10 protein-coding genes are annotated in these 11,887 nt (G+C 54.9%); 2 read left to right on the forward strand and 8 right to left on the reverse strand.

Going from position 1 to position 11,887, the window contains the following annotated elements:
- Nucleotides 1-6 precede the first annotated feature (6 nt).
- From KF947_RS10720 to KF947_RS10745, 6 genes are all read right to left on the reverse strand, one after another.
- Entirely contained in the window at nt 7-1,053 is a 1,047-nt protein-coding gene (locus KF947_RS10720) for a TRAP transporter substrate-binding protein (RefSeq protein ID WP_223288349.1), read from the reverse strand.
- 56 nt (nt 1,054-1,109) lie between these two features.
- Complete coding sequence (locus KF947_RS10725) at nt 1,110-2,558, reverse strand: aldehyde dehydrogenase (RefSeq protein ID WP_227406222.1); 1,449 nt, start codon at nt 2,556-2,558, stop codon at nt 1,110-1,112.
- A gap of 51 nt (nt 2,559-2,609) precedes the next feature.
- Nucleotides 2,610-3,440, reverse strand: a complete 831-nt coding sequence (locus KF947_RS10730; RefSeq protein ID WP_133732200.1) for a p-hydroxycinnamoyl CoA hydratase/lyase — start codon at nt 3,438-3,440, stop codon at nt 2,610-2,612.
- 163 nt (nt 3,441-3,603) lie between these two features.
- A complete protein-coding gene (locus KF947_RS10735; protein WP_227406223.1) occupies nt 3,604-4,923 on the reverse strand; it encodes a TRAP transporter large permease in 1,320 nt (439 codons plus the stop codon).
- On the reverse strand, nt 4,923-5,567 hold the full coding sequence (locus KF947_RS10740; RefSeq protein WP_133732202.1) for a TRAP transporter small permease: 645 nt from the start codon (nt 5,565-5,567) through the stop codon (nt 4,923-4,925). The genes KF947_RS10735 and KF947_RS10740 overlap by 1 nt, the downstream gene beginning before the upstream one ends.
- A gap of 153 nt (nt 5,568-5,720) precedes the next feature.
- Nucleotides 5,721-6,224, reverse strand: a complete 504-nt coding sequence (locus tag KF947_RS10745; protein ID WP_223288346.1) for a MarR family winged helix-turn-helix transcriptional regulator — start codon at nt 6,222-6,224, stop codon at nt 5,721-5,723.
- A 143-nt stretch (nt 6,225-6,367) separates the two neighbouring features.
- On the opposite strand from KF947_RS10745, the gene KF947_RS10750 reads away from it, so the two are divergent.
- Both KF947_RS10750 and KF947_RS10755 read left to right on the forward strand, forming a co-directional pair.
- Complete coding sequence (locus KF947_RS10750) at nt 6,368-8,176, forward strand: feruloyl-CoA synthase (protein WP_227406224.1); 1,809 nt, start codon at nt 6,368-6,370, stop codon at nt 8,174-8,176.
- Between the two features lie 91 nt (nt 8,177-8,267).
- Nucleotides 8,268-9,503, forward strand: a complete 1,236-nt coding sequence (locus KF947_RS10755; protein WP_227406225.1) for a thiolase family protein — start codon at nt 8,268-8,270, stop codon at nt 9,501-9,503.
- A gap of 159 nt (nt 9,504-9,662) precedes the next feature.
- Here KF947_RS10755 and KF947_RS10760 read toward each other — a convergent pair whose 3' ends face one another.
- Nucleotides 9,663-10,856 carry a DcaP family trimeric outer membrane transporter gene (locus KF947_RS10760; RefSeq protein ID WP_133732206.1) on the reverse strand — a complete coding sequence of 398 codons (1,194 nt, stop codon included), beginning with the start codon at nt 10,854-10,856 and terminating at the stop codon, nt 9,663-9,665.
- A 216-nt stretch (nt 10,857-11,072) separates the two neighbouring features.
- Nucleotides 11,073-11,750 (reverse strand): GntR family transcriptional regulator, encoded by a 678-nt coding sequence (locus KF947_RS10765; RefSeq protein WP_227406226.1) that lies wholly within the window; start codon nt 11,748-11,750, stop codon nt 11,073-11,075.
- Nucleotides 11,751-11,887 lie beyond the last annotated feature (137 nt).

The raw sequence follows: 11,887 nt of genomic DNA on the forward strand, positions 1-11,887 counted from the left end.
GACTGACTACATTGTCTGCTCGGTATATTTCTCTACTAAGCGAGTCGCCTCATCATAGAGCAGTTGACCATCAAAGCCTCGGTTACCCATGTCGTCAATCCACTGAGCCGTGGCCGTCTCAGCGGCTGCCTGCCAGGGTGCCAGTGAGTCTTGAGCGATGTAGAACATTTCACCTTCACCACTCGCTTCAATGGCTTCAATCGCCTTCTCTTCCGCTTGATCCATGACCTGACCGATACGCTGCGCCTCTTCAAGCCCGGCATTATCGTCAATCACCTGTTTCAGTTCCGGCGAGAGTGCATCATAGCTAGCTTGGTTTAAGCCCAGTACCATCATTGCCGTATACAAACCTTGCTCACCCTCGAAAAAGGTGTGGTTCTGGGCGATATCCAGCACGCCCAATGCCGCTGCGCTCTCAAAGGGTAGCGTCAGGCCGTCGATCACCCCCCGCGAAATCGCTTCTGGAATTTGTGGCATCGGCATACCCACCGCTTGCGCGCCAAGCAGCCCCAGATAGCGATTCATCGTCTTCGAGGGCGCGCGCATGGCTAGCCCTTTCAGATCGTCGGCGTTTTCTATAGACGTATCTCTGGTATGGATTTTGCCCGGCGTATGGGCAAATACGGCGATAGGGTAGACGCCCTCAAAGGCAGCCTGCATATGCGTTGTCGCAAACTCATGGGCTGCCATGCTGGTGGCTTCCCCCGTTGTGGGCAGGAAGGGTTGGTCGAAGGCCTCAGACTCCGGGAAGCGATTAGGCGTATAGCTGAGCAATGTCCAGGCAATATCCACTACCCCATCCTTGGCTTGATCATAGAGCGAGGGCGCCGACCCACCCAACTGCATGGCAGGGAATATTTCTACCTTGATAGCCCCCTCGGACTGCTCTTCGATACGCTTAGCCCAAGGCTCCAGATACTCGGTCTGCACTGGCGTGGCAGGGGCAGCAAAGTGGTGCAAGCGCAGGGTCACCGTGTCTTGGGCGTAGCCACTAGCGCTGAAGAGTATGCCGCTTAACAACGCGAGGCTGGCGAGTGTGGGTTTTATTGTCATTGTAATGAACTCCTTATTTACTTCGCTTTCTTGTAAGACATAAGTTCCTGGCTAATCTAAATAGGGTAATGGCGCGGGCCAAGCTGCAGAGTCATCCAGCGCAGGTCGGTGAACTCCTCAATCCCGGCCTTACCGCCAAAGCGTCCATAGCCGCTCGATTTAACGCCGCCAAAGGGCATCTGCGGCTCATCGTGGACGGTGGGCGCATTGATATGGCAAATACCCGACTCAATGCGTTGGGCAAACTGCATCGCCCGGGCGGTATCGCGGCTGAAGACGGCGGCAGACAGGCCATATTCACTATCGTTCGCCACACGCAGGGCTTCCTCCTCATCCTTGACACGCATCAGCGCCACCACCGGGCCAAACGACTCTTCGCCATAGAGGCGCATCGCCTTGGTAACCCCATCGACCACGGTAGGCTGCATAATGACGCCTTCGGCCTTACCGCCACAGGCTAAACGAGCGCCATGCCGTTGGGCGTCGTCAAGCAGGGTGTTGAGCTTCTCGCCCGATTCGCGATTGATCAGCGTACCCAGCGCGTTACCTTCTCCCCGGGGATCGCCCGCGCGCAGCGTTTGTGCTTTGCGAGCCAGTTTTTCGACGAAGGCATCAGCGACCGCATCCACCACAATCAGCCGCTCAGTGGACATACAGATCTGCCCCTGATTGAAGAAGGCGCCAAAGGCAGCGGCCTCCACGGCGGCGTCAAGGTCAGCATCTTCAAGTACCACGAATGGGGCTTTGCCCCCCAGCTCCAGCAATACCGGCTTGAGATGGCGCGCTGCCTTTTCGGCAATGATGCGTCCTACCTCGGTCGAGCCGGTGAAATTGATACGGCGCACGGCTTGATGTTCGATCAGCGCCTCGACGACCTCGGCGGCCTGCGGGGGCGCATTGGTCACCACGTTAACGATGCCATCGCCCAGGCCCGCCTCGATCAGCACCTCCCCAATCAGGTGGTGGGTTCCGGGGCACTGTTCAGAAGCCTTGAGTACCACCGTATTGCCGCACGCCAGCGGTGTGGCGATGGCACGGGTGCCAAGAATAATCGGTGCGTTCCAGGGCGCAATGCCCACCACCACGCCGCAGGGCACGCGCACGCCCATCGCTAAGTTATCGGGTACGTTAGAAGGGATGACCTCCCCCCCCACTTGCGTGGTCAGCGACGCGGCCTCGCGTAGAATGCTGGCGGCGACCATCACGTTAAAACCTGCCCAGCCTGGCGTAGCGCCAGTTTCATCCACCATGCGTTCGATAAAATCGGCTTGGCGTGCCTCCATGGCCTCTGCGGCCTTTAGCAGCTTGGCGCGCTTCTCGCCGGGCCCCGTTCTTGACCAGGCAGGAAATGCTTTCGCGGCTGCTTCTGCTGCCCGAGCAGCATCGGCGGCAGAGGCCGCCGCAGCCTGGATGACGACGTTACCAGTCAGCGGATTGGCCCGAGTAAAGTTCGCGTTTTGTTCAGCGGCACACTGCTCTCCACCAATTAACAGTTTCAGATCCATGACGACCTCTCGTTTAAAGGATTATCGATTGTTGTTGTTCAGATCCCGTACTTATCGATGGTAGCTCTCTAGCCCTGGCTTGATGCTCTTGTCATCAAGGAACTGCTTCAGCCCTTGCTCGCGCCCCTGCTCAGGATCAAGCTGCTGCGCCTGGTCGAGCTTGGCGTAGAGATACTCCTCGTTCTGCTCCCAGGTCAGTTCGCGGCACATTTTGAAGCCCGTCTTGGCAGCACGCATCACAACGGGGTTCTTATCGCGCAACGTTGCTGCCAGCTCGCGGGTGGCTTCGCGCAATTCAGTCAATGGCACGCTTCTGTTAACCAGCCCCATTTTGGCCGCCTGGGGGCCGGTAAATGTTTCCCCGGTCATGATGTAGTAGAGCGCTTCACGGTGACCCACGGTGTCGGCCATGGCTTTGCTAACCAGGTTGCCTGGGGGAATACCCCAGTTGATTTCGGAAAGACCGAATACCGACTCGTCGGCGGCAATCGCCAAATCGCAGGCAACCAGCGGCGAGAAAGCGCCGCCAAAGCACCAGCCATTAACCATGGCAATGGTGGGTTTGGCGTAGTGACGCAGTAACTTCCACTGCCAGGTAGAGGCGTCGCGGCGCACCTTGACCTGAACGATCTCGGGGCTGGCGTCGATCTCGCGGAAGTACTCTTTAAGATCCATACCGGCTGAAAAGGATTCACCCTCGCCGGTCAACACTAGTACGTGGGCCTCTTGATCCAGCTCGATGGTCTCCAGCACATCGATCATTTCACGGTTGAGCGTCGGGCTCATGGCGTTGCGCTTTTCAGGGCGATTCAACGTCACCCAGGCAATGCCCTCTTCGACGTTTACTTTCACGGTTTGCCAGCGATCTTGGTAGTTACTCATCTCTTACTCCTCAGGTTTTATCGAACGACTTACAACGTTACTTATCAAAAACGACTGTTTAACAATCTGTTCAGCGCTGAACTTTTCGCTTAGCTATCTCCTCGCCATCACGATGGACGTTAACCTTCGCTGGCTCGAGTCATGGGACATGTGACCACCTTGATCAATTTATTAAGTAAACGAAGCCAAGCGAGATGGCGGGGAAGAGCACCAGCAAAATAATGCGAATAAGATCGGCCGCTAAAAAAGGCAGGATGCCTTTAAAGGTTTCCGTTAAAGGAATGCGTGGCGCCATGGAGTGGATAATGAAAATGTTCAGCCCCACCGGCGGCGTGATCATGCCAACCTCGACGACCACCAGCGCTAAAATACCGAACCATATCGCCACATCCGTTGCGGGCATGCCGAAGTCCATCCCGGTGACGATGGGCAGAAAGATAGGCACGGTGAGCAGGATCATCGAGAGGCTGTCCATAAAGCAGCCAAGCACCAAATAACAGAACAGAATGCCGGCCAGAACCACCCAGGGGCTGATCTCGAGCCCCACTATCCAACCGGCGGTCATTTGCGGAAGCTGGGTCAGGGCAAGGAAGCTATTGAAGACACTGGCGCCAAGGACAATGAAGAAGATCATTGCCGAGGTCACCGCGGTCTCAAGCACACAGTCCCGCAGGCCGCTCCAACGCAGTCCGCCTCTTGTTATTGCCAGGGCACCGGTGGAGACCGCACCGACGGCTGCGGCTTCGGTCGGCGTAAAGATACCGGTATAGATGCCTCCAATCACCACGATAAAGATCGCTGCTCCTGGCCAAACCTCCAGCAGTGAGCGCCAACGCTCGCTCCGGGATGCTTTCGCTTTACTCGGCGCACTGTCAGGGAAAAAGCGCACGTAAAGCGAGATGGCCAGCATATAGCTGAACACCGCTAACAAACCCGGCACCAGGGCGGCGGCAAACATTTCATTAATGTTTTGCTCGGCCAGAATTGCGTAGATAACCAACACCACAGAAGGGGGAATCAAAATGCCCAGGGTGCCGCCAGCGGCCAGTGCGCCGGTCGCCAGGCTGCCGCGATACCCTTGACGCTCCATTTCGGGCAGCGCCACTTTGGTCATGGTGGCGGCGGTAGCCAGCGAAGAGCCACAGATGGCCCCAAAAGCGCCGCAAGCGCCTATGGTAGACATCGCCAGCCCACCGCGGCGGTGACCCAGCCAGTCGTTGGCCGCCTGAAACATGGCTCGGGAGAGACCGGCTCTCGCCGCAAACTGTCCCATAAGCAGGAAAAGCGGAATGATGGATAGCGTATGGCTGGAAAAGTGTTCGTAAGGGAGCGTCTTTAAGCCATTTAAAATGCCCATCGGGCCAGTGATCAGCATCATACCTACGGCACCGACAACTAGCATGGCCAGGCCAATAGGAATACGCGTAGCCATCATGAATAGCAGTACCACAAAGCCGCTAGCGCCCAAAGTGAGTGGTGTCATCACAGGTCTCCCTGGGCGGAGCTTTCTTTAGCCGAGCTGCCTTGAGTCGGACTATTTTGATTCGAACTATTTTGTTTAGAACCTGGCTGATGCGGATCGTAAGTAAACGCATCGCAGGTGCGATAGAGACACACCAGCGTCAACAGCGCGAACCCCACCAGACCACCGACATACCCCCACCAGAGCGGTATATCCAGCAGCATGCTGGTTTCCATATAGCGTCGTTTATCGAGCAAGCCATGATAGAGGCGCCAGGTCATTAACCCTGCCACCACCAAAAAAAGCGTTTCTGCGACAACAGCGAGCAGGCGTTGAACCATGGGCGGCGCATGCATGACCAGTAGATCCACCGTGACATGCCCACCGCGAAGATGGCAGTAAGGTAAAAACAGAAAAACGGCAATGGCAGTACCCATTTCCACCAGCTCGTAATCGCCAGTGATGGGGCCCACCCATTCCAATATAGGCAGTTCACTTAAGATTGGCGCACTGGCTAGCCACCGGCCAAGAATACTAACGACGGTGATGATCGCGAGTGCTGCGACCAGCAAGCCGCCGCTTATCGCGGCAACCCTACAGGGTGTCTCAAGGCTACGGCGCATCAATGCAGTGCCGATTGTCGGTACCGTCGCTAAGCTGCTCATCGCTTCGTCTCTTGTTTTTGGAGTTCGCTGTATGGCTGAAACACACCTTGCGCTATACACCGCGAGACCGTCACAACCAAACTAGTTACTTAATATAAGTAATTGTCTTTGAGAGAGCATGCAAGCGTTGCCGACAAAAATACGCCTAAAGTTTTATTCCTCGATGGTATCCGCTGCGTATATTTTCACTAAAAGAGACAGCAATTGGCGCCGCTCAATTTCACTAAGTGCTTGAGTTGCATTGATATCACTCTGTTCAGCCAGTTCTTTTAGCTGTTCGGTTAAGGCTTCCCCTTTTTTGCTAAGAAAAATCCCGTGGGAGCGCCGATCTCGCTTACATCGCACCCGCAGAGCAAGCCCTCTTTCCTCCAGATTATTAATTAAGCTAACGATTCTGGGCGGATCAATGTCCAGTATTTTGGCTAAATTGGTTTGGGTGATGCCGGGATAGCCTTCAATCACCACGAGCGAAGAGAACTGGGCAGGGCGTATTTCATACTCCTGCATGGCCTCATTAAAATGTTTAAAAACGGAGAGTTGAGCCCTTCTCAAGGCGTACCCAAGGCGATTTTCAAGCACCAGGCCGGCGACAGAAGTCGGCTCTTTTTCTTCGGGCTCAACTTGCTGAACAGACGTGCTTTTTTTAGATGTGGTCATGCGTCAATTCCCATCTTATTTAAATAATTACAACCAAGGTCTTAAATCAGCATCCTAGCCAATCATCTAGTTAACAACTATAACTATATTCGCCAAGATGACAGCACACAACAAATCCAAGATTTTTCGCTATGGAGCTATTCATGTCACTCCCCCCTCCGCTTACCAAGCCACCCCTCCATGAGTACCGACTACACGGGGGCGATGTTCCCAGCTATCCCAGCAGCATGACCCAGCGCCTAACCCATTGGGCAAGCGAAACACCACTGAGCCCCTTTTTGGCTGAGCGAGAAGAGGGTCGACACAGGTGGCGAACGCTAACCTTCGGTGAAGCAATGCCACAAGTGATTCGTCTGGCACAAGCACTGATTGATCATGGCCTGTCGACGGAGCGGCCGCTGATGGTGCTGTCGGGAAACAGCATCGAACATGCTCTGCTTGCCTGTGCCGCCATGCATGTGGGCATTCCCTACGTGCCGGTGTCGCCCTCTTACGCGCTGCTGTCTGAGGATTTCGTTAAGCTTAGGCATGTGGTGGAGCTGGTAACCCCAGGAATGCTATTTGTCGATGAAGAGACGCGCTTTGGCAAGGCACTGGCAGCCGTTTGCGATAATAACGTCACCTGTGTGGCCAAGGTACCAGCTCAGCGGGCCCTGGCGTTTGACTCACTGGCAGCGACGCCGGCAAGCGCAGAGGTTGACGATGCCCACGCCCGTGTAACGCCTGACAGTATCGCTAAACTACTGTTTACCTCAGGGTCGACGGGCATGCCGAAAGCGGTGATTAACACCCATCGCATGCTATGCAGTAACCAAGCCATGCTGGCGAAACGGCTGAGCTTTCTAGAACGGCGCACCCCGGTGTTAGTCGACTGGCTCCCCTGGCACCACACTTTCGGCGGCAATACGATTTTGGGGATGGCAATGCATAACGGAGGCTCGTTATACATTGATGACGGTAACCCCACCGCCCAGGGGGTTCAGCGAACCGTCGAGAATCTGCGCGAAGTGTCGCCGACGTTTTACTGCAATGTTCCCAAAGGGTTTGAAGCACTAGTCGAGCACTTGCGTAACGATGACACCCTGCGTGAAGCCTTTTTCCGTGACCTGGAAATGCTGCACTTCGGGGGGGCCGTACTGCCCGCCCATGTGCGCACCGCCTTAGAGAGCCTAGGCAAACAGACGCGCGGGGCTCCAGTTCCCATGTTGACGGGGCTGGGCTCTACCGAAGCATGTCTGGCATTTTGCACCGAAGAGCCCAGCGAGACACCGGGGTTGATCGGGCAGCCCGTACCTGGCATGGCGCTGAAACTGGTAGCGACGGATGATAAGTGGGAGGCGCGCCTCAAGGGCCTCAACATCACTCCAGGCTACTGGCGCGACACCCAGCGAACCAGTGAGGCGTTTGACCACGAAGGCTACTACTGTACCGGAGATGCCATGCGCCTTCTTGACCCAGACCACCCCGAACGGGGGCTAATCTTTGACGGCCGGCTAAGCGAGAATTTCAAACTGGTGACCGGAACCTGGGTCAATGTGGGCACCCTGCGCCTAAACCTTGTCGAGCACTTTGCCCCGCTGGTACAAGACATCGTGGTGGTCGGCGAAGGGCGTGACTACCTGACGGGCATCGTCGTGCTGAACCTTCCCGCCTGCGAGCAGAAGCTTGGCTCAGCGGATAGCTCCCTTGAGGCTCTGGCCACCGACGCCAGCCTGCACCAGTGGTTCGCACAGCGCCTGGCAACCCACTGCCGCGGCCAGTCAAGCTCCATGCGTTTAGAGCGCCTATTACTGCTCGATCAACCGCTTTCCGTTGACCGCGGTGAACTGACCGACAAGGGCTCGGTGAATCAACGCCTAGTTCGCGAGCGCTACTCGGATCTCGTGGCCTGTCTCTACGCTGAGCCCCCCCACGATCCACGCATTATCCTGCCCACCAGCCCAGCGTCTTAACTACCGGCACTGTTAACATCAGGGCGTCAGCCGCCACCAGAGCGCACGGGCAGCTATACGCCGCCCGCTACGCTATTTTGGGAGAATAACTATGACACGCGGGCACTACACGGCATTTGAGGATACCCATTTAGTTGCCGCTGTACGCACACCGTTCACCGACCTGAACGGTGTACTGGGGGCGATCTCCCCCACGGATCTGGGCATCTGGGTCGCCAAGGCAGTACTGGACATGAGCGGTACACCACCGGCAAGCGTTGATTCGGTGATCGCTGGGTCGGTGGCACAGGCAAGTTTCGACGCCTATTTACTCCCCCGCCATATTGGATTGTATGCAGGCGTCCCTCAGGAGGTGCCTGCGCTACACACACAGCGTGTTTGCGGCACCGGTTTTGAGCTGTTGAAACAAGCTGCGGAACAGATTGCACTCGGGCAGGCCAATTGCGTGCTGTGCGTCGGCACGGAATCCATGACCCGCAACCCAATTGCAGCCTACACGCACAGAGGTGGCTTCAAACTGGGTGCACAGGTGGCCTTCAAAGACTTCCTGTGGGAAGCGCTAATGGATCCGGCACCCAATGTATCGATGATTCAGACCGCCGACACACTGGCGCAGCGCTATGCCATCACTCGTGAGCAGGTAGACGCCTATGCGGAGCGCAGCTTCTCCCGGGCGGTCGAAGCCCAAGCGCAAGGGATTCTCTCCGCGGATATCATTGCTGTTGAAAACGAAACCTTCTCCCTCCCCGGTTATAGTGATAGGCGCATTCGCCTACCTCGTAAAATTACCCGGGTAGACCAAGACACACATATTCGGCCTTCGCCTCGGAAGGTATTGAACCAATTGCCGCCGGTATACGACGGCGGTGTACAAACGGCTGGTAACAGCGCCGCCGTGGTCGACGGCGCAGCAGCGGCGCTGGTGATGGCAGGGACTCACGCGGCCAGGTCATCTCTCGCACGCCTATGCGCCACGATCGTGGTTGGCGTAGCCCCCGAGATCATGGGTATTGGACCGGCACCCGCCATTCGGCTACTGCTGGAACGTAGCGGCCTCACTCTCGATGATATCGACCGCTTCGAAATCAACGAGGCTCAGGGTGCGCAGGTGCTCGCAGTTGCACGTGAGCTGGATCTCGACCCAACCAAGCTCAACGTTCATGGCGGAGCTATCGCCATTGGGCACCCACTGGCTGCAACGGGCTTGCGGCTAGCAATGTCCTTGGCCCGACAAATCAAGCGTGATGGCTTGCGCTATGGCATAGCGGCCGCTTGCATTGGCGGCGGTCAAGGCATGGCCATTCTGCTTGAGCACTCAGCCGAATAAACCGCTCGTTCACCTCTTTAATCTACGCCCTTCTATGTACGCTTGAGCCCCCCTTTTTTCCATACGTGACCAAAAAAGGCTGGCAAATCGCCAGCCTAAAACGTCATCGAAACAGCGGTAAATCACTTACACAGTCACCTCACGAGAACGCGTAGAGCGCTAGAATTGGAAGGTGGCACTCGCCTGAAGGCGACTAGCATCATTGGAGACCCCATTCACCTGCTCGATATCCGCATGCTGGTACTCAAGTCCTACCGTCATGCGCTCGGTAACATCCCAAATCACATTGGCAAACCCATAGTTGAGCGTTTCGAAATGATCGCCATAGCCTGCGGGTAGGTCTTGCTCAAGACGCGAAACGCCCACAGAGCTAAACCAGCTATCCGTCCAGTAGTGATTCAGTGAGAGACCAAATGCCTGGGTTTCAATCGTTTCAAGATTGTTACCCTTCACATAGACGTCAGGTGCGTTACGGTGACCTACATTGCCAGGGTTACCCATATAGTTACCGATACCTTCACCGTAGGTGGCACTGCCTCGCAAGCTGGTTGACGCATTAAATGGCAAATTAAACTGTGCCTGCACCCCATAGCCAGTGACTTCGTCATCAATGGTATTGGTGATGTTATTGGTCGAAAGCTGGCGTGCTATCCCCGATAGCGCAAATAAACGCTTATATTCGTAGCGCAGCGTCAAATCTGGCAGCTGACTCTCCCCATCGGCTACTGAAGCATCATTGCGGGCTATAACCGTAGTGGGGTTTTCCAATGCAACCGAGAAACTCCCTTCCCCAACAGGCTGCGTATAGCGCAACTGAGCCTGCCGCTCGAAGGCGTAGCCCTTAGGATCCCCTAGTGCCAGGGTGCGTGTTCCGCCCACGAAGCTCATAAAATTTGACCACGTTTGCCCGGCGAGAAAACCATTCAGTTCGCCATACGCATGGCGTAGCCCGAACTTACCATCAGGAACAAAATGCCCTTCGAAGTAAGTCGATAAACGCCCATAGTCAGTGGCGGTGTGGGTGCGGAAATTCAGGCGGGACTCATAGGCCGTAAAGCTGGTTCGACCATCGGTTCTATTACCGGGGTTCATAACGGCGTAAGGATTAGTTGATGTCCCCAGGTCGTAGTCGAAGTCGTAAAACGCATCGAGTTTAACGTACCCCCCAAAGGCAATATCTGTTTTGGTGCCTGGAATATTAATCGTTGATCGATGATTCCAGGGTGGGCCTACACGGCTGGGCTCTCCGGTAACGATAGGCTGCCCGGCTTCTACAACATCAAATGCATGGGCCTGAGAAGCAAGCGCACAGGGAGCGAGAAGAACACACGCGACAAAGTGGTTAATTTTCATTGTTTGTCTCTGCTTTTGGTCGTAGTGGCTAGTTGTAATTGTTCTCAATGCGAACTCTGATCCGCACTACGTACCAAAGCTGCAAAAAAAACCTCCATCTGTCAATTACAATGGAGGCTATATATCTTTCTGATAACACAAACTACTGAATATAAAAGATTTTATTAATTTAATACTTTGGTTTAATTACACTATATAACTAAATTATCGGTATTTTTATTCAGAATCTGCCAGCAGCTCAGGGTACCGTAGCCCGATCAGCGCATGTTCGCGCATCAGCATTTCGGCTCTGGCTCCCTCTCCCCTCTTAAGTGACTGAAATATAAGCTCATGATGGAACTGAGCTAACTGCAATTTTTTAAATTCACGCTCTAAGTCATCACCATCAATAATGATTGAGTCGGCGGCAGCAAAAGGCAGGTGATTATTCCTGGCAATGGCATCCGCCACGACACCGCTGCCGATAGAGTCAATAATAATGCCGTGAAAATGTGCATTAAGCTCACTCCATTGATTAATATCTGATTCCAAAAGGTAGCCTTTGTCGATCAGCGTCCTCCCTTTTTGGATCCAAAACCTCAATTCCTTATCAACACTCGGCGGCAGGCCCTGCTCAGCAAGCCGCCGAGCAGCCAGCCCCTCCAATACCCCGCGAACCTCAACCGCGCAGTGCACATCCACCTGGGTAAACTCACGCACCATAAACCCACGCTTGCCTGCCTGCTGCAGCAGCCCCTCCTGCTCTAAAGTTCGAAATGCAAGCCTTACCGGCGTTCTCGAAACACCCAGCTGCTCCGCAACCGCAACCTCCCCAAGGCGCTCGCCAGGAGAGTACTCCCCCTCGCTGATCAATTTACGCAGCCGGCTGACGACACTTTTATCGTTGTTACTCATTTAATTTTTCTCTCATATCAACACTGTTTAGCTATTTATTGGCGAACTCTACGAAAGTATAGGTTGACTGCAAAAACCTTCCTAGCCTTTACTTTGGATCCAATAAGCATAATTACAACACTAAACCATAAGGAGTT

Source organism: Halomonas sp. FeN2 (assembly GCF_020595105.1).
Taxonomy (GTDB): domain Bacteria; phylum Pseudomonadota; class Gammaproteobacteria; order Pseudomonadales; family Halomonadaceae; genus Vreelandella; species Vreelandella neptunia.

Excerpts from the sequence above, each read along its gene's own strand:
- KF947_RS10720 (WP_223288349.1), bottom strand. The coding sequence starts at position 1,053 with ATGACAATAAAACCCACACTCGCCAGCCTCGCGTTGTTAAGCGGCATA.
- KF947_RS10725 (WP_227406222.1), bottom strand. The coding sequence starts at position 2,558 with ATGGATCTGAAACTGTTAATTGGTGGAGAGCAGTGTGCCGCTGAACAA.
- KF947_RS10730 (WP_133732200.1), bottom strand. The coding sequence starts at position 3,440 with ATGAGTAACTACCAAGATCGCTGGCAAACCGTGAAAGTAAACGTCGAA.
- KF947_RS10735 (WP_227406223.1), bottom strand. The coding sequence starts at position 4,923 with ATGACACCACTCACTTTGGGCGCTAGCGGCTTTGTGGTACTGCTATTC.
- KF947_RS10740 (WP_133732202.1), bottom strand. The coding sequence starts at position 5,567 with ATGAGCAGCTTAGCGACGGTACCGACAATCGGCACTGCATTGATGCGC.
- KF947_RS10745 (WP_223288346.1), bottom strand. The coding sequence starts at position 6,224 with ATGACCACATCTAAAAAAAGCACGTCTGTTCAGCAAGTTGAGCCCGAA.
- KF947_RS10750 (WP_227406224.1), top strand. The coding sequence starts at position 6,368 with ATGTCACTCCCCCCTCCGCTTACCAAGCCACCCCTCCATGAGTACCGA.
- KF947_RS10755 (WP_227406225.1), top strand. The coding sequence starts at position 8,268 with ATGACACGCGGGCACTACACGGCATTTGAGGATACCCATTTAGTTGCC.
- KF947_RS10760 (WP_133732206.1), bottom strand. The coding sequence starts at position 10,856 with ATGAAAATTAACCACTTTGTCGCGTGTGTTCTTCTCGCTCCCTGTGCG.
- KF947_RS10765 (WP_227406226.1), bottom strand. The coding sequence starts at position 11,750 with ATGAGTAACAACGATAAAAGTGTCGTCAGCCGGCTGCGTAAATTGATC.